The organism is Candidatus Glassbacteria bacterium, from assembly GCA_019456185.1.
In the GTDB taxonomy this organism is placed as follows: Bacteria; Gemmatimonadota; Glassbacteria; order GWA2-58-10; family GWA2-58-10; genus JAJRTS01.
Genome location: VRUH01000015.1, coordinates 1 through 23,777, shown reverse-complemented (window position 1 = coordinate 23,777; position 23,777 = coordinate 1). Strand labels below are relative to the sequence as shown.

General features: G+C 56.2%; 15 protein-coding genes. 7 read left to right on the top strand and 8 right to left on the bottom strand.

The genetic code is table 11. The features are described from left to right. The first annotated feature begins 2 nt into the window (after positions 1–2). Genes FVQ81_07800 through FVQ81_07785 form a run of 4 tightly spaced genes read left to right on the top strand, consistent with a single transcriptional unit; the run spans position 3 to position 4,855 of the window. Positions 3–1,685, top strand: a complete 1,683-nt coding sequence (locus FVQ81_07800) for a cell wall metabolism sensor histidine kinase WalK (GenBank protein ID MBW7996454.1) — start codon at positions 3–5, stop codon at positions 1,683–1,685. Continuing rightward, positions 1,645–2,043, top strand: a complete 399-nt coding sequence (locus FVQ81_07795) for a response regulator (GenBank protein ID MBW7996453.1) — start codon at positions 1,645–1,647, stop codon at positions 2,041–2,043. Before FVQ81_07800 ends, FVQ81_07795 begins: the two co-directional genes overlap by 41 nt. A gap of 3 nt (positions 2,044–2,046) precedes the next feature. Continuing rightward, positions 2,047–3,093, top strand: a complete 1,047-nt coding sequence (locus FVQ81_07790; GenBank protein MBW7996452.1) for a response regulator — start codon at positions 2,047–2,049, stop codon at positions 3,091–3,093. Then, positions 3,086–4,855, top strand: a complete 1,770-nt coding sequence (locus FVQ81_07785; GenBank protein ID MBW7996451.1) for a B12-binding domain-containing radical SAM protein — start codon at positions 3,086–3,088, stop codon at positions 4,853–4,855. The genes FVQ81_07790 and FVQ81_07785 overlap by 8 nt, the downstream gene beginning before the upstream one ends. A 20-nt stretch (positions 4,856–4,875) precedes the next feature. Here the strand turns inward: FVQ81_07785 and FVQ81_07780 are convergent, their stop codons facing one another. The 3 genes from FVQ81_07780 to FVQ81_07770 form a co-directional block, all read right to left on the bottom strand. After that, positions 4,876–7,137 (bottom strand): DGQHR domain-containing protein, encoded by a 2,262-nt coding sequence (locus tag FVQ81_07780; protein MBW7996450.1) that lies wholly within the window; start codon positions 7,135–7,137, stop codon positions 4,876–4,878. 9 nt (positions 7,138–7,146) lie between these two features. Next, positions 7,147–7,977: a Dam family site-specific DNA-(adenine-N6)-methyltransferase gene (locus tag FVQ81_07775; protein MBW7996449.1), complete on the bottom strand. Its 831-nt coding sequence runs from the start codon at positions 7,975–7,977 to the stop codon at positions 7,147–7,149. A 181-nt stretch (positions 7,978–8,158) separates the two neighbouring features. Continuing rightward, entirely contained in the window at positions 8,159–9,943 is a 1,785-nt protein-coding gene (locus FVQ81_07770) for a hypothetical protein (protein MBW7996448.1), read from the bottom strand. A 136-nt stretch (positions 9,944–10,079) separates the two neighbouring features. Between FVQ81_07770 and FVQ81_07765 the strand changes: the two genes are divergently transcribed. Continuing rightward, positions 10,080–11,036 (top strand): twin-arginine translocation signal domain-containing protein, encoded by a 957-nt coding sequence (locus FVQ81_07765; GenBank protein ID MBW7996447.1) that lies wholly within the window; start codon positions 10,080–10,082, stop codon positions 11,034–11,036. 25 nt (positions 11,037–11,061) lie between these two features. Here the strand turns inward: FVQ81_07765 and FVQ81_07760 are convergent, their stop codons facing one another. From FVQ81_07760 to FVQ81_07750, 3 genes are all read right to left on the bottom strand, one after another. After that, entirely contained in the window at positions 11,062–12,510 is a 1,449-nt protein-coding gene (locus tag FVQ81_07760) for a sulfatase (GenBank protein ID MBW7996446.1), read from the bottom strand. Between the two features lie 309 nt (positions 12,511–12,819). Further along, positions 12,820–13,686 carry a mechanosensitive ion channel family protein gene (locus tag FVQ81_07755; protein ID MBW7996445.1) on the bottom strand — a complete coding sequence of 289 codons (867 nt, stop codon included), beginning with the start codon at positions 13,684–13,686 and terminating at the stop codon, positions 12,820–12,822. Between the two features lie 13 nt (positions 13,687–13,699). Then, a complete protein-coding gene (locus tag FVQ81_07750) occupies positions 13,700–14,512 on the bottom strand; it encodes a hypothetical protein (GenBank protein MBW7996444.1) in 813 nt (270 codons plus the stop codon). A gap of 251 nt (positions 14,513–14,763) precedes the next feature. Between FVQ81_07750 and FVQ81_07745 the strand changes: the two genes are divergently transcribed. Next, a complete protein-coding gene (locus FVQ81_07745) occupies positions 14,764–15,036 on the top strand; it encodes an integration host factor subunit beta (GenBank protein ID MBW7996443.1) in 273 nt (90 codons plus the stop codon). A gap of 102 nt (positions 15,037–15,138) precedes the next feature. On the opposite strand, the gene FVQ81_07740 is transcribed toward FVQ81_07745, so the two are convergent. Both FVQ81_07740 and htpG read right to left on the bottom strand, forming a co-directional pair. Then, complete coding sequence (locus tag FVQ81_07740; GenBank protein ID MBW7996442.1) at positions 15,139–18,225, bottom strand: DUF4091 domain-containing protein; 3,087 nt, start codon at positions 18,223–18,225, stop codon at positions 15,139–15,141. A 225-nt stretch (positions 18,226–18,450) separates the two neighbouring features. Beyond that, on the bottom strand, positions 18,451–20,337 hold the full coding sequence (gene htpG / locus FVQ81_07735; GenBank protein MBW7996441.1) for a molecular chaperone HtpG: 1,887 nt from the start codon (positions 20,335–20,337) through the stop codon (positions 18,451–18,453). A gap of 405 nt (positions 20,338–20,742) precedes the next feature. Between htpG and FVQ81_07730 the strand changes: the two genes are divergently transcribed. After that, positions 20,743–23,364 (top strand): hypothetical protein, encoded by a 2,622-nt coding sequence (locus FVQ81_07730; GenBank protein ID MBW7996440.1) that lies wholly within the window; start codon positions 20,743–20,745, stop codon positions 23,362–23,364. Positions 23,365–23,777: the final 413 nt, after the last annotated feature.

Here is a 23,777-nt window from a genome sequence, read left to right as displayed (position 1 = left end):
CGATGGGTCCTGGTCGCCTGGAAAAAATGTTTTCGCTTCGTCTGGGCACGAAGTCGATTATCGCGGTCATTGCGCTGCTGACCACCATCTCCGCTGCCCTGACCACCTTCTTCGTATCGAGGCACAGCACGGAACTGACCGAGGAGCTGCGCAAGAGGGCATTCTCGCTGGCCAGCAACATGGCCTACAACAACCAGTTCTCCGTGGTCAGCGGCGACCTGACCAATATGCTGATTTCGATCTCTGGTGTTAAGCAGGAGAGCGATATCCAGGACGCTTATATTATTGACCTGAAAGGCGTTATTATCGCCCACCAGGATACGTCGCTGATCAGAAAAATTGTTCCTTTCAGTTCGCGTCTCGACAGCAGTCAGGCCAGACAGTGGCTGTCGACGGAAATGAACGACATCCACCGCACCGTGGCCCTGATCGATATCGAGCGCAAGCTGTCCGAGAGCAGCGAGGAGACAATTTTCGGCGCCTCCGATATCAATCCTGCCGGTTCCGCAACCGGCGCGTCACGTCACGACAAACTTGGATACGTGGTGCTCGATGTATCGCTCGAAAGCATGCACCAGGCTGTGGCCGCGGGTACCCGCAGGGCGGTCCTGATTACCCTGGTGGTAATCATGCTGGGTGCGATGGCGACTATCGCCATGGTACGGCGGGTGGCGCTGCCGATCTACCGCCTGGCCGATGCCACCAGGGCGGTGGCGATGGACGACCTGGATCAGGAGGTTCCCGTTACGCGCAGCGACGAGATTGGCGTGCTGGCAAGTTCATTCAACCACATGACCCGCCAGCTTAAAGTTTCAAGGGCGCGAATCGAGGCCTGGAACCGCGAACTGGAGGCCAAAGTTGCCTCTCGCACCCGGGAACTGCAGGAAAAACACGAAGAACTGGAAGTCGCCTACGAGGCGCTCAAAACCCTGGACAAAGCCAAGGATGATTTCCTGTCTCTGGTTTCCCACGAATTGCGTACGCCGCTCAGCTCCGTCCTGCTCTACTCGGAAATGCTGCTCGACGGCATGGACGATTCCAAGGAAACCCGGCACGACTTTCTCTCGATTATTGTCGACAACTGCCGACGGCTGACCAGGCTGATCAACGACGTGCTCGATCTTTCGAAAATCGAGGCGGGCCGGATGCCGTTCAAGCCAATTGAGCTCGATCTCACCGATATCGTGGCCGAGACGGTCAGCGGCCTCAAACCGACGATTGACGCCAAGAAACTCAATTACACATCCGACGGGATAGAAAAGGGCGTGAAACTCTGGGGAGACCGCGACAGGGTGATTCAGGTCCTGACCAACATAATCTCGAACGCTGTCAAATTTACGCCCGAGGGCGGCTCTATCTCGGTGGCCTTGCAGCAGAGAGGAAACCAGGGTCTGGTTTCCATAACCGATTCCGGCAAGGGTATCAGCCGTGAGGATATCCCCAAGGTATTCGACCGTTTCAGCCATCTTGAGAGTATTGAACACCACTCCGAGGGCTCAGGACTCGGCATGACGATCAGCAAATCGATAATCGAACGGCTCGGAGGCGAAATCTGGATCGAAAGCGAAATCGGTACGGGAGCCACCGTATTTTTTACCCTGCCTTGTGCGGGACGGCGTATCAAAAAACCAACGGAAGAACAGGATGAAAATGGAGTTCGACAGCAGCAAAATACTGATAGTTGAAGACGAGGCGCCGCTGCGTTTAGGGCTGGCCAAGTGCCTGGAGCGGGCCGGCTACGTTGCGCTCGAATCGGCCGATGGCTCGACCGCCCTGGCGATGGCGAGGGAACACTTGCCGGCCCTGGTGATCCTGGATGTGATGATGCGCGGGATGACAGGGATCGAGGTCTGCCGAAAACTCAGAGAAGATCAATTGACTGAAGGAATTAAAATCATGTTCCTGTCGGCCAAGGGCCAGATCAGGGAGCAAAACGAGGGTCTCGAAGCTGGCGGTGACTACTATATGACCAAGCCCTTCGAATACAGGAAACTGCTGCAGGTGATCGAAGATCTCCTGGCAGGCCGCAAATTCAACGAGTAGATCATGAGCGAAACTACACTGAAATACAGCCACAGCCATTCCCGCCGCAAGCACAGAGATAATTCTCTGGTGCTGGTTGTTGACGATGACAAGACCCTGCGCAAGGGCATGGTTTTTCTGCTGCGCAACGAAGGGCACTCGATTATCGAGGCGGAAAACGGCTCTGTCGCACTGGAACTGGTGGCCCGGGAAAAACCCGACCTTGTCCTGCTCGACCTGATGATGCCCGAGATCGACGGCTTGGAAGTCTGTCAGAAGATCAAGCGGAACGATGAAACGAGGCTGATTCCGGTGATCATGATCACGGCGGTGAATAACCAGAGTCAAAAGATAAAGGCAATCGAGTCCGGTGCCGATGATTTCCTTAACAAGCCGGTCAATCTGTCCGAGCTGCGCGCGCGGACCCAGTCCCTGCTGCGAATGAAACATCTCAACGACCTGCTGGACAAGGCTGATACGGTCATCGCCGCCATGGCCAATGCGATCGAGGCCAAGGACAAGTACACCGAGGGTCATAACGACAGGGTCAGCCGGTTGACGGTGATGCTGGGCAAGGCGGCCAACCTGGGTTCCAAGGAACTCGACCAGGTGCGGATGGGCGGGATCCTTCACGATATCGGGAAAATTGGAATCCCCGACAATATCCTGAACAAGCAGGGTCCCTTGAACGATGAGGAGTTCCGGATGATCACCTCCCACCCGCGCAAGGGCGAAAAAATACTCGAGCCGCTGCGCTCGCTCAAGGAAGTGGGCGATATCGTCCTCTTTCACCACGAGCGTTACGACGGGAAAGGATACCCCGAGGGACTCGCCGGGGGAGATATCCCCCTGCACGCCAGAATAGTCGCTATCGCCGACAGTTTCGACGCGATGACCACCGACCGCCCCTACCGTAAAGCTCTCTCACGGGAACAGGCTGTCTCCGAGCTGGAGAGCGGGGCCGGCACGATGTGGGACCCTGATCTCGTTGACCTTTTTATCGACTGCCTTAATCGCCGTGAAAAGTTGCAGTCCAACGACTCAACCGCTGAGGACTTGAACCGTGACTGACTTGATCCTGTGGAATTCAACTTCGACCAGACGGCGCTCGCCCACCGATGATTTTCTGGATAACGGGCTGGCTATTCTGAAAACTTATATCGAAGAACAGGGTTACAGCGTAGAGGTGATCGACTGGGCCAACAGCAGCCAGTGGGAGGCGATGACTCCCCGGGTACTGGCCAGGATTAATGGCTTTCTGGTCGACCGCCTGCTGGGACCGGTCAACGGTATCGGCCGCAAACAGAGGGGCCGTAAACTGCTGGGCGCTGCCTTCATGTTCAGTCAGGAACTGACGACAAAAATGCAGCGGCGGGCGCAGAAAAAAATGATCCGTGCCCTCGCCCGTCATGTTAGCGATACGGGCTGCAAAATTATCGGTATCAAAACCTGGTACGGGGAATCCTACATTGCCGCGCGCCAGTTCGCTGCCGAATTGCGCAGGGAAGTCCCCGAGGCGCTTGTGGTGGCCGGCGGACCGCATGCTTCCACTTACCGGGAAGCCGTGCTGGAAGACGATGCGTTCGATTTCGCTGTCGTGGGCGAGGGCGAAAGCACTCTGCGCCGCATGCTTGAACTGGCCGGGGAATGTGAATCAAGGACTGAACTGGTTGAGCGGATTGTGCGTGACGCCGAGGCCGGTAGTCTGGAAAATACGGTGTACCGGGTGGACGGCGGCTACAGGATTTCCACCAGGCGAAAACTGAACGCCAACGAGAAAACTGTTCCCCGCTACGGCCAGCATCCCGGTAAAACCAGAATCCATGTGATTGTGGAATCCCTGGGCTGCCCGTGGGGCAAATGCAGCTTCTGCACTCATTCCAGCACCTACGGTAGCTATTCGGTGCGCAAACCGCAATTGGTTGTGGATGAGTTAGAACAGATGGTCGGCAACGGAATCGGACTTTTCCGCTACGCGGGCAGTTCCACCACTCTGGCACACGCCCGGCAGATCGCCCGGGAGATTATCGACCGCGATCTCAAGGTGATCTACTCGATGTTCGGCAGGGCAGAACGCAAGGCCTCCGACCCGGCCAGGTTTCGCGAAGTGGTCGAATCCTACCGCCTGCTGATCCGGTCCGGTTTCCGCGCGATTTTCCTCGGCGCCGAAAGCGGGGACGACACGGTCAACGAGGTCGTGATGAATAAAGGAATCGGCAGGGCGGATATTGTCGGTACAATCAGGGCGATGAGGGAAGCCTCGAAACTGGAGTGCGTGCCGATCGATATCGGTATTTCGCTGATATACCCCGCCCCCACGATGGGCAGGATTTCTCTGGACAAGCTCAAGCAGGCGGATATCATGCTGGTCGAGGAAACCAAACCAGACTCGGTGCTGGTCTGCCCGCCGGCCCCGTTCCCCGGCAGCGAGTGGTTCAAACGGCGCGATGAGTTCGGTTTCCAGTTGGATGATAATTTTGTCAGGGACATGCTGGAATACGACTACGTCCTGTACAAACCTCTGTTCATGTGGCCGGAAATAGGCTTGAAACTTAACGACATGAGTCTGAAGCAGATATTCGAGCAGTGCGGCAGCTTGCGCACCGAACTGGAGCGGCGGGGGTTTGTGACCGAGGTTACCGACGTCCAGTTCCTGATGCTGCGCGCGGCCGGATTTCCGGGAGTCAACGGGGTTATCGAGTTCAAACACCGTACCCAGCATTCGATCCTCTCCTGCGACTACCGCTGGATAAACCGCCTGCAGGAAAAGGTCAACCAGGCCAGTTACGATCAGGCGATGAAAAACACTTCAGAATGCGCTTATAAATTGTAAAGTTGACTAATTGCATAAAGTTAAACTAGTTTTTTTTGTAACCACTCATACAAGTCTTCAATAAACAAATATTCCTTTTCTGTAACATCTTCCCGTTGGGGATGGGAATATTTTTGCCTGATCGAATTAAAGTAGCCTAGCCAAGCGACACGTTTTGCTTTTCCTGCTTGTTCCAAACCTGGAGGAGTAAAATAATTCTGCAGCAATCCCCAATTATTATCAATTATCTTTTCGTAATATATTGTATTCAAAAAATGCGATTCAGGTTCTTGTGAGCGTTTCAATATTTTCTCTCTACTACATGAAAGTTGAATATCAGTCGGTACTCCTTCTGTCCACCAATTTTTTTCACCGTACTCCTCTTTCAATTTTTGTTTGATAAAACCATCTATTAACGGTTCGATTTTGTAATGCCCAAGTGCATAGGACTTTTTTGTGAATTCTCCTGAACTTTCCTTGATCCATTGTTGCAAACCTTGTGGATTAAATTCAGAATATTTTTTGTGAATAGCGTATTGAAACTCTCTTTGTACTTTTTCTGGTGCGCCACTTCCGAAAAGTTTTCTAAGTTTATTAAGACCATTTTGATCTAAATTTTTTACATACTCAATTGCAGGCATTAAGAAAGGTACCACTTCAAAAGCTAATTCTTCTCCTGATTGTAGCTGCGGCTTAAATCCCCTTGTCAGGACTAAAAATTCAATAATATCATTAATCACTCGTAAAATAGCTGCAATACCCAAATTCATTGAGATAAATCCACCTTCACCGCTCCCTATAGACCACTGAGCTGGCAATTCATCTTCCCAAGCGGAAAAACAAATAGTAAAAAACTCATGACTCTTCTTCAAAGTCTTATCATAATCTACATCATGAAGATGGCCTGTCTGTAATAGTTTATCCCCTTTCAAAATACCAAAATAGTTTGTTTTTCCAAAACCCCATGAACGAAGAGTTTGAAGAGTCAAGCACCTTGTTTCATTCTTTTTTTCCTCTGAAAGGATAATGCGCTTGTAAAGTGGGCTTCTTTCATCTGCATTCATATCAACAAATAAGCGTGTTTTAAGAGCATTTATTGCTAACCTATCGTTATCACTTTTCCAATCAAAATCTGCTATTATTGATTGCAATAAGTTAGCAGGTACAGATTTCTGCGTATGATTAATCTTAACGAATAACTTAGCTTGCTCATCAATTGGCAAATTATGAAAAGCTACAACTGGTATTGTATGATTAGAATTGCTTTTTGCAATCGAATAACCTAATAATCTATGTTGCCCGTCAATTATGAAAGCTGATCTATATTGTTTTGGCAGGTGCAATATGCCCATTGAAGTAGCACTATCATGCTCGATATTTTCAGACATTTCATATTTTAGCTTCTTTCTACCCTTAGTCTGGATATTAATTATTACTGAATTCGCAAAATATCCGCCGGTATCTATAAATTCTCCTATGTTTTTTAGTCTCCCTTTTTTTACTATCCTTTGATAAGCTGAAGCTGCTTCAGGATCTGTTTGAGTCCTGTGCAATATGTATCCAATTTTTAGCAAGTACATTGGATCTATACTAAATGAATAAAAAGTATGTCCTTTTGAGACCTTTCCTTTAATCGCAGGGATTCTATTTTGAATATTAGGTATTTTTTGGCCTGAAAATAATTTCCCGAAAAGCTGATATTTTGCAGCTACTCCCAAATGATCTGTAAGTAATTCGAAATAATCAATATCATCTTGATTAATATGGTCAATCATGCCCTCTTTCAATCTTTTCGAATCATTGTCACTGATTATTGCATTATTAGTCGCAAAAAGAAATGCTACTTTAATGTTTCTGCCAAATTCATTCCTTATACTATTTCTTATTTTTTCTTTCAAGCCAATAATTTCATTGATTTCCTTCTGATAACTTACTTTCCGCCTACCTTGAGCTGATTTACATTCAATTACAATAGCTGCTTCATCATCAACTGCGAATACATCAATTTGCTTCGTCAGCCCATTTTGGTAGTCTATTTTATAGTTAGCGTCGCCATTTAGATATGTAAAACCCATTTTTGCCAATAATGCCCAAACTCTATCTTCAAATGCGATATTATGCGGCTTAAGCAATACCATTCGTACAGATTTCTTTAACTTACTAGGAACAACTTGCCATCCCTTTTGCTCATATTCTGCTATATTTTTCTTCTTTATTGTCTTTCTATAGTACAAGAATTTTTTATCGTTGATCAATTTACCGGAGATCGAGTCAATAGTTTTTAATCCATCCCGTAGACTCATTTTACTCTCCTAACCGCTTTTGAGACAATTTGTAAAGACATATTCTTCAACTAGTCCTCTTTTTGCTTTTAATCCGCCTATAACGCTATGCCTACTTACAGAAATTGGTTCGCATATACTTCCGAACAAATTGAAGATAGACTCATGTTTAGCATTAGTTAAAATAAAAAAGATGTCCTTTCTCTTGAGCATATCCACGTATTTAGCTAATCTTCTTTGATCTTCCCATGAAAATATTTTTTCATTGTATTTAAGGAATCCGTTATTGCGGGCTGCAACTGTATATGGAGGATCTAGGAAAACTAAATCTCCCTTTTTCAAAGTAGTGTTAGTTTCTTCAAAATCGCAAGTGGCAAGTTTTGCCTTTCTTAACTTACTACTGATCTGTTTCAATTTTCTAAAATCGAATAGTATCTTATACTCTTTAAAGCCATAAGGAACATTAAACTTTCCCATTTTATTCACTCTATATATACCGTTAAAACATGTTCGATTCAGATACATAAATTGCGCCGCCCTATTTACACAATCCGTATAATTTTTCTCTCTAACTTCGTAGTATTCTTCTTTAGTGTTATTATACTTACCAAGTTGTTTACACAAGTCTTCAAAACGGTCTCTGATTACCTTGTATGCATTTATCAATTGGCCATTAGTATCGGAAAGGAAGGGGTTCCCGCAAATTTCAACATTGAAATAAACAGCTCCTCCCCCCAAAAATGGTTCATAATAATCGCCAAAATTAGCAGGTAATAATTCTCCTATTTTGGGGACAAGCCACGTTTTGCCGCCTGCCCATCGTAAAATTGGCTTTATAGTATCAACCTTCATGCATATCATCTATTAAATGAGATAAATAAATATTTGCGAATGCATTTGCTCAATCAAAGGCCTTCTAACAAATTATATGCAAATATTCTAATCTTTTGCTCGATTGTTTGTCAACCATTAAAACTTTCCATTAATTTATATAAATCCGTGCGTCCTAATGTGTTTGCGATAATATTGAACTCTTAGCCGCCTACCAGCTTCCGCCTGGGTACAGGCTGTCGGCCACGGAGCTCCGGTAGGTGGTGGTGCTGTCCATCCTGAATTCCCCGCCCCATTTCCCCGTCGATGGATCGATTGTCTCCACACGCACATCCGAGAACAGCCGGTCGGCGATCCTGGTCGGCCGGGGCCGCAACGGGTCCAGCTTGCGCAGCCGGTAATCGACCACCATGTCCAGCACGCTCCAGCCGTTGGCGCGCCCGTCGGGCGGAAGGACCGCCGGGTTGGGGTGTTCGTGGGTGAACGGGACGAACAGGCACCAGTGCGGCTGGTCCCAACCGTCCTCCCGGAGCAGGATCTCGCAGTTGACATCGGCGATAATGAAGCTCGCCCGCGAGGCATGGTCCACGCTGGTGGCCAGCTCCTGCAGCAGCCAGCTCATCGTGCCGCACTGGCCCCAGCCGTGCATCAGGATACCGCGCCCCTGAGTAATCCAGGCCCCGTTATGCGGCCCGATCGCGGCCGAGGCCCAGCGGTTGAGCCTGCCCAGCGCCTCCATCCGGCTCCCGCTCACCGCCAGGAAATGGTCATAGATCGGTTGCGCGATCCGGCGGTAGGCCCAGACCTCCGCCGGATCAGAGCTGTCCACGCACGGGTGCGCATAAAGCGGCTCGTGCAGTTCAATTTCGTTGACCGGCTTCACCGGTTCTGCCGGGACAGGCATGGCAGCCCCCAGCAGGTCCAGGGCGAGTACGGCGTGCCAGGTGGACCTCATCTCGCTGGGTGAGGGCAGCGGCGTGTGCTCGCTGATCCCGAACCGGGTAAAACCGCCGTCGGGGTTCTGCCGCGACGAGAGCCAGGCAATGCAGTCGCTGCGGGGCCGCTTGGCCCGCGATGAGTCGAGATCGGAAAGCGGAGTCCCGAGCAGCTGCAGAGCCCTTACCCCATAGTACGTGTCCTCGGTGCGGGAGTAATGGTTCTGCCGCCAGCCCCGGTGGTGCCCCACCTCGAACCCGCCATCGGGCTCCTGGCCGTACTCGCTGAGCAGGAAATCCCTGGTCCTGCCGGGCTTTTCCGGCCTGCCGCCCAGATGCTCCATAATCCTCATGGCGTAGTAACAACCCGCAACCGAGCTGTAACGCCACACGTCGTTGCTCAGTGAGAACCCGCCCCGCTCCGCCTCGGTGTCCTGCATTGCGCGCACCCATGCCAGCGTGGTCGCAGAATCCGGCACCGGCACGCCCAGTATTTTCAGCGCACCCACGGCCCAGAAAGCGGTATAGAGCGCCTCCGGGGCCGCGCCGAAGGCATACTCGTAGGCGTCGTAGCCGCCGTTTTCCGCCCTGCGCGCGGCGATAAACTCCGCGGCACGTTCAGGGTCTGCGGGAGTTGCACCGAGCAGCTGTAACGACCTCAGCGCCCAATAGGTGGGTTCCAGCGCGCTCCGGCTGCCCCAGGGCAGTTCTTTGCCGTTATAAAAGTCTCCCGCTTCCAGAAAGCCGCCATCGCTCTGCCGCCTGGCCTGCAGCCACTCCACCAACTCTGTGCGATTCCGCAGTTCGTCCAGCACCCCCAGTTTTGCCAGCACTTCGAGGGCCATGCCGGTGCGCGAGGTAAACGCCGAGTCGCCGGGGTAACAGCCGAACCCGCCCTCGCCCACCCGGCAGGCCAGCACCCAGGCCACTGTCGGGTGGACGGCCGCGCTCTGCTCCGCTTCGCTTTGCATACCCCGTTCCACGGCCCGCCCACAGGAAAGCAAACTCGCGAAGAGCAGGAAAGCTATCGCCGGTAAGGTCAATCGCGCTTTGCGAGTCATTGAATCGTCCTCGGTTGATTTATCATTAATCCGGGTTGCTTTGTTAAGCGCCCTGAAGTATGATAAAGCGATATCAAAGTTCAAACAACACGGTTCTCGAATACCGAAGTTATACCTTATTAAACGGAGCGAATCAATGAAAAGGAAAATTAACCGCCGTGGGTTTATCGAAAAATCCGCGCTGGGCGCAGCAGCAGCCGGCGCTTTCCTGAGCTGCGAGGAACGGGCGCTGGTGGAAAAACCCGCCGGGCGGGAATCCCCGATGAGGGAAGTTCCGCTGGAGGGAATGCACTACGGCTGGATCGGCGACCTGAAAGTCAGCAGGCTGATTTGCGGCGGCAACCTGATCAGCGGTTACTCCCACGCCCGCGACCTGGTATATGTCTCTCCGCTGGTGCGGAAATACAACACCGACGAAAAGATACTCGATACGCTCGAGCTCTGTGAGTTGAATGGGATCAACACGGTTATCGCCGATCCCCGCGAGCACCCGATCAATATTTTTCAGCGCTACTGGAAAGAGCGCGGCGGCAAAATGCAGTGGATCTCGGAAAGCTATCCCACTGCCACCGACCTCAAGTCGACTATCCGCACGGCAATCGATAACGGTGCGGCGGCGGTCTATGTCCAGGGCGCGGCGGCGGAGCGGCTGCTGGACGGGGGCGATGTGGAAGTGCTGGGCAGGGCGGTGGAGTATATCCGGGGCCAGGGCATGCCGGGGGGAATCGGCGCTCACCGGCTGGAGGTGGTCCAAGCCACGATTGAGACCGGAATCGAACCGGACTTTTACATGAAAACACTCAACCACGGCAAATACTGGTCGGCCCGTCACCCGGAAAAGCACGATAATATCTGGGCCGAGAAGCCCGCACAGACCGTGGAGGTGATGAAACAGGTCGAGGTACCCTGGATAGCGTTCAAAACCCTGGCAGCCGGGGCAATCCGGCCCAGGGAGGGCCTGCGTTTCGTTTTCGAAAAAGGAGCGGATTTCGCGGTAGTGGGCATGTTCGACTGGCAGGTCCGCGAAAACGTTCAGCACACCCTTGAACTGATGGACCAGGAACTGCACCGTGAGCGCCCGTGGCGGGCCTGACCGCCTGTTTTCTCATCGCTCCTCATCAACGGCCCGGCACCTGCGAGCGCCAGCCCCGGTCGAGCAGGTCTGTCATTCTCGCCACCACGTCGCGGTTGGCCGGCAGCTCGGCGATATTGACGTTTTCCTGCGGATCTGTGTGGTGGTCGTAGAGCATCCGGGCGTAAACCTCCCCCGCGCTGTTTGTCCACTGAGTGTACAGGTAGCGGTCGGTCCTGACAGAATCGCCATCATTGTAGCGGCTGAAAACCGCCTGTTTCCAAGCCAGCTTCGGATCGATAAGCAGCGGAACAAAACTGCTGCCCTCCAGGTGGATCGGCGCTTCGAGACCGCAAAGTTCGCATAGCGACGGGTAGATATCGACAAACTCGGTGAGAGCGGAGGTTTTCTTCCCGCCAGGTATCCACGGCGCACGAACAATCAGCGGGGCGCGAAGGCTTGTCTGGAAATTACAGTGCTTGCACCACAGTCCATGCTCGCCCAACTGCCAGCCGTGATCTCCCCACAGAACAACGACGGTGTTCCGTTCGAGACCGAGCCAGCGCAACGACCCCATCAGCCTGCCGATCTGAGCATCCACGTAGCTGACACTCGCGTAATAGCCATGGATCAGCTCCAGCGCCATCCCGTCCGGCAGCGGACCGGTTTGCGGGATTCCGTGGTACTGCCGCAATTCCCCGAAATTATGCAGGGCGGCATCCGGAGCACCCTCCGGCCTGAACGGGTTCCGGGCCAGGTTCAACTGCAGGCGGTCGTAGAGGTCCCAGTAGCGCTTCGGCGAGTTGAACGGCAGGTGGGGCCGCACGAAGCCGGTGGCCAGGAAAAACGGCTCGCCGCTGCGGCTGAATTTTTCCAACTCACCGATCGCCCGGCTGGTCATGATCCCGTCGGGGTATGCGTCGTCATCCACCGCGGCCGCTTCCCACGCCGGTCCGCGACGGCCCTGGCCGGTTTCGGGCCAGTTGCCCTCGGAGATCGCGCGGTTCTCCTCCAGCAGGTAACGGTGTTCCGGGCTGGCGCGCCATGGTTCGCTGACCCAGCCGTCGGGATCATCCTGCTGGCTGTGGTATATTTTACCCAGCGAAACAGTGTTATAACCGTTGCGCCTGAACAGGTCCGGCAGAGTCGCCACGCCCGGCGCGTCCTGATCGACCATCGAGTAATAATTGGTGAACCTCCCCCGCGTGGGCCGCAGACCGGCCATCAGGCTGGCCCTCGACGCTCCGCAGACAGGTACGCTGCAGAATGCCCGCTCGAACACGACACCATCGGCGGCCAGGCTGTCAATATGGGGCGTCAGCATCCGGGTGGCCCCGTAGCAGCCCAACTGCGGACGGAGATCGTCGACGGCGATAAACAGAACATTCGGCCGCCCTCGCCGAGAGCCGGGACTTACCGATTGCGCAGGCAGCGCCGATGATACTCCCAGTGCCGCCAGTGAGGCCAGAAAATCCCTTCGCGACAGTCTGCTCATCGCCGGCTCCTTGTCATGAGCTTATAATTTGTTTCCACAAAAAGGTTTGTTGGGCTAGAGGGCATAAGCACCAGAGATTAGTGAATAATACTTCAACATTGAACATCTGAACAGAGATTTTCAAACTCGCCGGTAAATGAAAAAACAAAATGAAGATTGCCTTTATTACACCTGAGCTTACACCCGATACTTTGCAAAGCAGGGGTTGCCCCCGTAGCGGAAAGACAATGACATGTTTATTTTGATTTCAACTTCCAGGTTCCTTGCGCTGTCCCGATTACTAGTTGTACGACTTGATCAAAACCGCGGTCACGCGCTCTGCGGCGGCCTCACCTGCTCCCGCTGGATCAGTTCGATCGGGAACGGATCGGTTGTGGTGCCGGCGATCAGCGAGATGTGCGGGAACGGAATCTCTATCCCTCGCCTGTCGAACTCTTCCTTGATCCCCTGCTTGACACCGTTCATCACCTGCAGATAGTTCTCCTTGGCTGTCCAGACACAGAACACGAATTCGAGCGCAGAATCGCCGTAGCCCTTGTAGACAAACACCGGCTGCGGCTCCTCCAGGCACAGGGGGTTGCGGTCGGCAACGGCCATCAGCGCGTCGCGGACGTTACCGGGATCCTCCTTGTACGCCACCCCGAGGTCGATATCGATCCTGCGCAGCGGCCAGTAGCTGAGGTTTTCCACCTGGCTCCGGTTGACCTCCTCGTTGGGGATCCGGACCAGGTTGTTCTGGAAAGTCCGCAGCTTGACAGAGATCAGCTCCATGGATTCGACTAGACCCACGGTCCCGCCAATCTTGACAGCGTCGCCGATCTTGAACGGCTTGTCTATCAGCAGAAACAGGCCGCTGATAACATTGGACGCCGAGGTCTGGGCCGCGAAACCGACCGCCACGGTCAATATTCCGGCCGCGCCCAGCAGGACAGTCAGTTTGAACCCGAGCTCGCGCAGCACGCTGGCGGCCACGATACAGACCAGCGTATAAAACGCCAGCTTGCGGAACAGCACTTTTTGCGGCTCACCCATATACTTGCCGGCCATCCTGCCCGCCGCGCCGGCCAGCAGACAGGAAATTATCAGACCCACCACCAGGATCGCACTTGCGCGCACCAGCATGAAAATCCTCTCCTGGGTCAGATACTCTCCCATCGAATTCATCAGTTCCTGCATGGTCTCTCCCAGGTCAATTTATCAGGTATTTCAGCGCCTTACTGAGAATTTTCTGCCCGGCTTTCCGCCGCGGGTCGGCAACCGGCCCGGCCGGCCCGACCTGCTCGGGAACGGATGCGCCAAGCTTGAGAGACGACTCGGCCACGCCACCCTGAATCTCGAGAGCGACCCCCTGGGTCCAGAGATTTCCCTCTTCGCTCCGGAAGAGCGAAAGATTGGGCACGGGCAGATTGAACCTCTCGATCAGCACCGAGTCGTTACTCTCGTTTTTCAACAGGATCGCAGTACAGGCGCGGTTCGGACAGTACACTATTTCTTCATACTCCAGCCTGCCGAATACCCGGCTGGCGTAGCACAGCTCGCCCTCCGTGGTCGAGGGACCAAACCAGGTCAACGACGGCAGGTAGACCGGCTGATCGTAAAGCCTGGTTGAAGACTTACCGCGGTAGAGCTGGAACCACAGCGGTGTGGCAACATACATCGTCACCCCTTCACCCGGCATCAGGTAGAACGGCTTCTCGGGACGGACCACCACCGGCTTATCCGCCAGGGCGGGCATAACCGTGATCGAGTCCTGTGTTCCGCCCGTCCCGATCCTGGTCACATCATCGTCATCACCCGCTAGACAGCCGTCCGGAGATGGTATCTCCACACTCAGCGCCGTCTCCTGCGGGTCCTCGCCCCGATGGTATACGACCCGCCATTCGTGGCTCATCCGTTCGATCCTGAATGTCCCCGGCCCGATCCGCCAGCAGCCCGAGCCACCCTGTTCCAGGTTGAAACCGCCCCACCAGTCCTGCTTGACCTCTTTTTGTCCCTGGCTCATCCGCGCCCCTTGTTAGAAACTACCGTTCAAGCCCGGTGTATTTCCCGTTACCAGTATTTATACCTACTCCCCAGCTTGCCTGCAAGACCCGTTGCAGAAAGACGAAAAAAACTCCAAATTACTACTTGACCATCCGGCGGGGCTGGGTTATACTGTCTAAAACAATCTGGAGCATAAAGATACATGGACCGCTTTTCTTTGATCCGCCGCCGTCTTCAACCTACTCACCATTTTTCCGGGGAGCAGTATCAATGACCAAGGCTGATATCGTTGAATTGATCGCCGAAAAAACAGGATTCACCGTGAAAGATGTCAAAATTGTGGTGGAGCAATGTCTGGATGAAATAAAGGAGTGCCTGTCCGACGGGAACCACCTGGAAATCCGCGGTTTCGGTACATTTAAAGTCAAAAACCACAAAGCCCGCAAGGCGCGCAATCCCAAAACCAATGAAGAGGTGATGGTGCCTGCCAGGAAGAAAGCCGTCTTCAAGGTTTCGCGGGAACTGAACAATATGCTCAATTAAGACGTACTGTTTTGCAGACAGTCCATGCCCGCCACCCGGAACTAAGGGAGCCAGTCCACTGCCACAGACAGGCTTCTTTTTTGGCATTCCGCAACCAACCGGTCAGTCCGCCAGCAAAGCTTCAGCAACTGCGGCCCGCAGTCCGAATATCTTCTCGGCGCTCATGCCCTCAAATGTGCGGATGATCGCATCCGGGTCGTCCGACCAGCCGGCCAGCGCCTCGGTGACTTTCGAGCGGCTCCAGCCGTCCTTGGCCGAGAGCAGCATCAGGTACTCCACATCCTGCTGGGCTCGCCTGATCCCTTTCAGTCGCATGCCGGCCAACGGGCCGTCGTAGTCTTTCCCGCTCCTGGCGTAGTCCGTACCCGGATAGAACACGGCCAGGTCACTGGGCTGGAACCAGCCCTCGCCGCGCAGGCTGTCCCAGTACGGCAGGTCGCCGGCGCTGCCGATCGACCAGTAGGTGAAGAAACTGCTCTGGAAATCTCCGAGCCGGCCGGCCACAGGAGGGCCGCCGCCGTAATGCCAGTACAGCTCTCCCGGTATCCGGGCCATCCTGTAGGCGGCTGTGGCGCCGTACTCGCGAAGGCCGCTGGAGTTCCAGATGTTGCATAAGCCGTCCCACATCCCGCGGGTCATCTCCGGCTGACTCACATCGGTGCGGAAATGGGCTTTGACCGCCGAGGTATCGGCCTGCAGCCAGCCGTCGCGTACAAGCGAGATATAGAACCTGTTGGCGGCGTAATCATCGTAATCCACCGGCTCGTCCAGCAGCCAGAACGAACTGCCGCGGCCCTCGTTGCGCATCCCGAAAAAATTAGACTTGAAGTAGTACTTGTTGTTGAAATAAAACTGGAAATTGGTCCCCGTGTATCCCATGCTCTTGAAATGCTCGAAAAAGCTGCGGCTCAGAGAGGTGATCCCCTGTCTGTACTCTTTACTGAACGCTTCCTCCAGCGCCCGCGAGCTTTTTGCCCACTCGGTGAACTGCTCCCGCGTTTGGATATCCGCGAAATCGCCGTAGTACTTCTCGACCGGCAGCGGCCAGTTCTCGTGGAACGCCAGGTAGATATGCTCCAGCGGCACGCCCTCGCCCGGTCCGTGATATCCCAACTCAGGCGTGAACGCCCTGCCGGTGAGCAGGTCGCCGTAGCGGCTGTCCCACTCAGCCCACGACGCCACTTCAACCTCGCTGCCCTCGCCCTCCAGTTCCGGAGCCGACCCCCGCGGTACGTTCCCGGACTGGCCGTAGGGCAGGATATTCAGCGTACTGCGGTGCTTGCGGGCCAGCTGGTAGGTGCGCCGCTCGATACGCAGGAACCGCTCACGGTCATCGCCGATCTCGTCACCGAACAAACTCTGCAGCCCGTAGCTGTAGCCATTCAGTTCCAGCGTCCAGCTCACCTTCTGCGGCAACTCCAGGGGCAGTACCTCCAGTTCAATTTCCAGTCCGGCGGGGCTGTCCAGTTCCTCCGCCGTTACGGTGACGGTTCCCCGGTACGTTCCCGGCCGGGTCCCCGGCGGAATGAACATGTCTACCCAGACAGCCTGGTTACGCTGAGAATCGCCCATGTTGTCCATACTCGGCAGGTCGAACCACTCCTGGAACGGCTCGATCAGCGGCAGGCAGGCGTCGGCGTGCCAGGCGGCCCTGTGATCCTTTTCCTCAACCAGCTCCCAGGGACCGGTCAGTTCCGCCGGCCGCGGCTGGACGTCCATGTACCACAGCCGGAACGCCTCGAAATTCGGGTCGGCCGCTATCTGGCCGGCATCTCCAGTCAGGTCGTCCAGCGCTACCCGAACGCGGCTGAGCTTGCTCCGGCCCAGCCGCTCCAGGATCAACTGGAAAGCCACCACTTCGCCGCGGGCGGCGCGCAGGCTCACAGTCCGCTTGCCTGCATCCCAGACAAGGTTGCTGAAACGCTCGCCGCCGGGGGGACGGTAGTTGGCGTCGTCGGTGAGCACTCCGCCGCCCACCGGGTCCACCTTGGTCAGGTCCGGGCAGGCCCACAGCCGGAGGACGTTACCGAACGACACTTCCGAGGTCACGATCTCCGCGGGTTCTTTCGATGGAGCAGTCAGTTCAGTTGCCGGTTTATCCGGCATTTCCACCTTGACCACTCCCGGCTCTCCGCGGTTACCGGCCTCGTCCAGCGCGCGGATATAGACGTACCACGTTCCGGGACGCAGGCTGGCAAGCTGCACAGCCTGAATTGCGCCGGAATCCACCGGACGGGGCATTTCCCACAATGGCAGCGGCGCTGCTGAATCCCAACCATTATCCGCCGTACTGACCCTGCTTTCGTAGCCCAGCACTGCGCCACCCGAGACGCCGTCATCGGCCGGCGCGGTGAACGACAGCGAAACCAGGCGGCTGAACGGGTCAATTTTATCGACCTTTATCCTGCCGATTACGCCCGGTTTTTTGGTATCGCCAGCCACCGTCTCGACTTCGAGGAACGGCCGCAGGTCCGGGTCCTGGATTTCGCGGGTAAACAGATAGAGGTCCTCGGCCAGGTTATAGCGATACGGCGTCCCCAGGCCCTTCAGGCTCAATCCCTCGGCCACCTGTCCCTTGTCATCGGTCAGGATCAGACCGTCGGAGATTCCCGCGGCCATCGCGGCCACCAGCTCCGGCGAGACCGGCAGACGGATATGCAGGGTGCCGTCGGGAAGCGTTTTCTTTTCCAGCTCAGCCGGACCGGCGTGGGAGTAGATCAGGTCCGGATGGGCCCAGGTGACGCTGTACACTCCGCTGCCGGGCCAGGCCCAATAATTTGGCGGGTCCGTTTTGCCCTCATCCGCCGGTTCCGAGGCCCAGCGCCAGCTCGCTCCGCCCCTGCCGGTCTGGCCGTTCAACCCCCGTCCCTCCTCCCAGCGCGCCAGCACCGAACTCAAACCGACGCCGAAAAGTTCCCCCTTCGCCAGAAAGATATTCAGCCAGGCTGCCCGTGGTGTCATCCCCTCAAGTGGTCTCCCGTCAAATCGCATCAGTACGGCTTTGGTCTCGAAACCGCTCCAGTTCTGGTTCTGCCGCACGGGTACGCTCACCGATGCGCCCCAGTTGTCGCCGTAGCGGCCGCGTTCGCTGGTCACCATCGCATCGGCGGTCACCTCCAGCCTGACAGTCTCGGCGGCCAGCGTCAACGGCAGGAGCATCACTGTGACTAACAACAGAACTGGACGCATCGGAATCTCCCACGTGTTGAACGTTTTCAGAAAATAGAACTAGTGTTATGTCCCTGAAGTATATGCAATAATTCGACAGGCTGGTAATGGTCCGATCAACTCAAGCTGAAATCCCCCCTGGCCCCCCTTTGGCAAGGGGGGAAGCGGCCTCCCCCTTTCGTAAAGGAGGATCGAGGGGGATTTATAATCCGCTTTTTTTCCTGCATTATTTACAGGACACAATACTTAGGTCTTTTTCCTGCCTGTTTCCTTTTCCAGCTCAGAGAGCAGCAGCCTGTTCACCCGTTCTGCGAACGAGGCCGGGTCCGGCAGGCGGCTGCCCTCGGCGATTACGGCCTGCTCGTAGAGCAGGCGGCCCCAGTCGGCCACCCGCTCGCGGTTTCCGCCGCTTTCGAACTGCTCGCGGAGTTTTGCCACCACGGGATGTTTGGGGTTAAGCTCCAGGGTCCGCGTTCCGGACGGTATCTGCTCACTATCCCGGCCCAGTTTCCTCATCAACCGCTCCAGCTGCGGCCCCAATGCATTCTCCCCGGTCACCAGACAGCTCGCGCTGCCTCTCAGGCGCGATGAGAGCCGGACGGATTCGACTTCCGGCAACTTATCGGCAAGGAATTCCAGAAATCCCTCGAATTCCTCGCGCTTCTGCTCCCCTTCCCCATCCTCGCCGACCAGCCCGTCAAGCTCTCCGCGGTCGGCCGCCCTGAATTTCAGCCCCTTGTACTCGATCAGGTGCCCGGTCACGAATTCATCGACCGGATCGGTAAAAAACAGCACCTCGCGCCCGGCCTCCCGCAAAGATTCTAGATACGGGCTGGCCGCCAGTTCCGCGGCGTTCTCGCCGAGCAGGTAATATATCTCCCGCTGTCCCTCGGCGGCGGCCTCGACATACTCGTCCAGCGAGACATATTCGCCAGGCCCCCCCCGGCTCGACTCGTACATCAGCAGCGCGGCAATCTTCTCGCGGTTGGAGAAATCGGCGGAGACACCCTCCTTGAGGATCGGGCCGAAGCGCTGGAAAAACTCGACATAGCGTTGCCGGTCCTCGGTCCGCAGTTCTTCGAGCGAGCTTAAAACCTTGTTGGTCAGGCCCCGGTTGATTTTCTCGACCATCGCGTTCTGTTGCAGCATCTCCCGGCTGACATTCAGCGGCAGGTCCGAGGAATCGACCACTCCGCGGACGAACCGCAGGTAGCCGGGCAGCAGCTTGTCGAAATCATCGGTGATGAACACGCGCCTGACGTACAATTGCAACCCGGCGCTTTCAGGAGACCACAGCATCTCCAGCGGCACGTGCGCTGACACGAACAGGATCGCCCGGTATTCGAGCAGGCCCTCGGCGACGAAATGGATTATCCGCGCCGGGTCCTCGCTGTCGCGGGTCAGGTGCTTGTAGAACTCCGCGTACTCGTCCTCGCTCACCTCGCTCTGGGGCCTGAGCCAGATCGCCTTGCGTCGGTTGAGCACTGTCTCTTCGCCGTCGCCCATGACCAGCATTACCGGGTGCTCGATAAAGTCGCTGAACTTGCGCACGATCTCCTCGATCCGCCGGCGCTGGAGATACTCCCGGCCCTCCTCGCTCATGGTGAGGACTACTTCCGTCCCGTGGTCCCGGCGCGTTCCTTTGCCAACGCTGAACTCACCATCGCCGCTGCTGCGCCACTCCACCGGCTCGCTGCCTGGCTGCGCTGAAAGGGACTGCACGGTTACCTCGGATGTGACCATGAACGAGCTGTAAAACCCAACTCCGAACTGGCCGATCAGTTCCGGGTGGTCCTTGCTGTCGGCGGTCTTGAGCTGTGCAAGAAACTCACGCGTGCCGCTGCGGGCGAGCGTACCGAGATTGACAGTTATCTCCTCGCGGGTCATTCCGATCCCGTTATCCTCCACTCTCAGCGTGCCGGCTTCCTCGTCGGGCCGGACCACGATCCGGTAGTCTGCATCTGTACCGGCCAGTTCGCGGTCGGTCAGCGCCTGGAAGCGGTGACTGTCGATCGCATCGCTGGCATTGCTGATCAGTTCGCGAAGGAATATTTCCTTATGGGAATAGAGGGAATGGATGATGATGTCCATCAGCTGCTTGAGCTCGGCCTTGAACTTTATCTTGCGCGGCATGGTCTGCTGCCCTCCCTGCTTACTCGTTACATATTAAGCGCTTAGACTTGTCAACTGAATCCCGCGTCCGGATGCTGACGGGTGTAACACACGGGAAATATACATCAGGAGTGCCCGGGGAGTAAATACTGTCACCAAACTGATAGCTTGTCCGATACAGCATTTATTGACGGGAGGAATAAAGTTTCCGCTCGTGCTCGCTTAAAGTGGTACGCCGGATTGTGGCGGCGACAAATGGCGCTTGGATTATAGCAGGGTTATCATCACCTGCTCAATAATGCCTTTCCCGGCGTGCCTCATGCGTACCCGGGAGATTTTGTTGCCTGCCGGCGGTACTGCTACAATATTTATTCCGGCCGGAATTTTTCAAAGCCAGACAAATACTTTTAACAGGAGTAATCGTCGATGAACTCCCATCGTTTGCTGACGCTGCTGTTCGCGGGTCTGCTGTTCACCTCTGCTGTTCCGGCCCGCTCGTTCGAACTGACCCTGACCGCTCGTGAAGACGCCGGGTTCACGCGCCGGTCCGAACCTGTCACCACCGGTGTGATCCTGCCCCGCGGCATCGTCTCTGACATCTCCGCCCTGGCGATTGTCGATGGCAGCGGCAAACCGGTCACGGCCCAGTTCGAGAAAACCGCCAGCTGGCCGGACGGTTCGGTGAAATGGCTGCTGGTGGATTTTGTCGCGAACTGCCCATCAGATGGCACGGCCCGCTACACGCTCACCGACCGCGGCACAGGTCCGCCAGACGTGTCTCCACTCAAGGTTGAACGCGACGGCGACGGCGTGACAGTTTCCACCGGCCCGTTGCGCTGCCGCTTGGACCGCGAGGGTTTCGACCTGTTCAGCGACGTCTACCTTGACCGCGACGGCAGCGGGTCGTTCGAAGACAGCGAGAAAGTGAGCCGGGCCGAGCGGCAAAATTCGGTCCGCCTGCTGGATACCCAGGGCCGTGAATACAGCAGTCAGTGGGGTACGGTAACAGAATTCGAGGTCGAGGCCGCCGGTCCGGTGCGGGCGACAGTGGCCGTGAAAGGCACGCTGGCGGATATCGACGGGGACAGCGAGCTGGACTACACGGCCAGGCTGAATTTTTACGCGGGTACGGGGATGGTCCGCGTATTTTTCACACTGGCCAACCGCAACCCGACAAAAATCCTGCGCGATGAAAACGATGACGCGCACTGGATCATGGGCCAGCCGGGCAGCGTGTTTTTCGAGGATTTTTCCCTGTCGGCCAACCTGGGATTCGAGGGCCCGATTCAACTGTCGGTTGGCGACGGAGGCCGGGATATCCTCGACCGCGTGGTGCTCACCGCGCCGGGAGGGATTTACCAGGAGTCCTCGGGCGGGGAGAACTGGTTCAGCCGGATTCACATGAACCACAAGCTGGAAATTCCGATGCGTTTCCGCGGTGCGAGGACTTTCCTCGGCGAGGTGGAGCCTTACCAGGTGGACCGGCCGGATGCCTGGCTGCACGCGGCTGACCGCAGGTTCGGCCTGGCCGTGGCCGTGCGCTGGTTCTGGCAGAACTTCCCCAAGGCGCTTACCGCCGCACCCGACGGCACCGTGCGGGTGGGCCTGTTCCCCGACGAGTGGCCCGACAGCCACGAGTTGCAGGGCGGCGAGATCAAGACCCATGAGCTGGCGTTCTTCTTCCACACCGGCCCCCAGGGATCGAGCGTGGCCGAAAACCGGGTGGCTACCGTGATGGGTGCGTTCCACTACCCGCTGATCGTGCGCGCACCGGCCGAGAGTTACCTGGCCAGCGGTTTTTTCGACGACGTGGCGGCTTACGACAGCCGCAGCTTCCCCACCTACGAAAACCTGATGCAGGGCGGGATCAGCGGCACTCCGCGCAATATCCCCACCGACATCGATATCCACGACGAGTACGGCTGGCGCAACTGGGGCGACACCCCGGCGCGCAACGAGTACGATGAGACCGGCGGGCCGCACACGGGCCGTCAGGCCGCCTCGCATTACAACCACGAGTACGATCACGGCTACGGGATGCTGCTTCACGGCCTGCGTACAACAGACACTCGCCCGGAGCTGGGGACCGACTGGTGGCGGATGGCGGAACCGGCGCTGTGGCACGAGGCCGATATCGACCTGTATCACACGGACGGGGACAGTGCCGCGGGCGGAGCGTTCAACGGAGGAAAATTCGCCCACACCAGCCACGGGGTCGAGGTGGCCAACGCCAGCCACCGCGGCAGCCCCCGCCTGGTCTGGTGGGGAACCCGCACCTGGCCCTGGGGACAGGGACAGAGTCCGGAGAGCGGCCACTACAACAACCGGGGGATGATGGCGCTCTACTACCTGACCGGCAACCGCACGATGCTGGAAAGCGCGCTGGAGATCGCCGGGAACGTCTATTTCAAGGTCAGCAGCGACGTGTTCGCCCAGATCGACAGGACCAGCCGCGACGCCGGTAACAACCTGCAGATACTAACCGACGCCTACCTGCTGAGTTGGGACGGGAAATACGTGGCCGCCGCCGAGAAAATCCTCGAATCGACCACACCGGAAAAACAGTGGTACATGAGCGAGGAAGGCCGCGCGGCCAACCCGGACCGGAACGTGGGCGGCTACTGGCAGCCGGCGATCTGTATCAACGCGGTCGGCCGCTGGACCGGCGTGATGGAGCAGAAAACCGGCAAGCCCTACGCCAAAGGCCGCAAGTATCTGGAACGATACGCCGATTTCGTCAGCCGCCACATGGCCGCCGGACCGGAGCACGGGTTCTGGTCGAGCTGGAAACCCAACGGCGAGAAGAGCGGGGAGCTGGGGCCGTGGACTTACCGCGTGGTGGACGTGGTGATGTACGGCCACAAGTACTCGGACGACCCGGCGATCAGGAGCCGCTGCCTGAAAGCGGCCCGGGATGCGATGGAGTTCATGCACCGGCGCTACAAATCGGATGGGCCGCGCTATAACGACAGCAAGTGGCACACGATTGTCGCCGGGGGAGGGCACGAGTACACGTACTACAAGAAGCACGGCGGGTGGAAGAAGTAAGTTTAAGTTGTTTCATAACCTTAAAACGGAACAACCCCCGCCTGCTTCGCAGGCACCCCCTTTGCTAAGGGGGAATTGTCCGGTCTCCGGTTTTTTCGCACGTTGGATGGGGTTATACGGTTTTAGTCCCCCTTAGAAAAGGGGGAAACAGGGGGTTGTGTTTTTGGGGATTGCCTGCCAATGGGCGAAAGTTTGAAATTAAATCCAGTTATGAAACAGCTTCCAGTCTGTTCACGACAGCAGAAAGGGACGGCAGCCGCCGTCCCTTTTTATTTCGGATCCCTTCCAATCAACTCAATCCAGCTTCACTCCCAGCTTCTTCCTGATCTCGTCGCGTTTCTGCTTGGTGGTTGTAGAGCTGCCCTCGGCCAGCTCGCCGTAAAGCTCCGGCCTTCGCGCCGAGGTATGGGAAC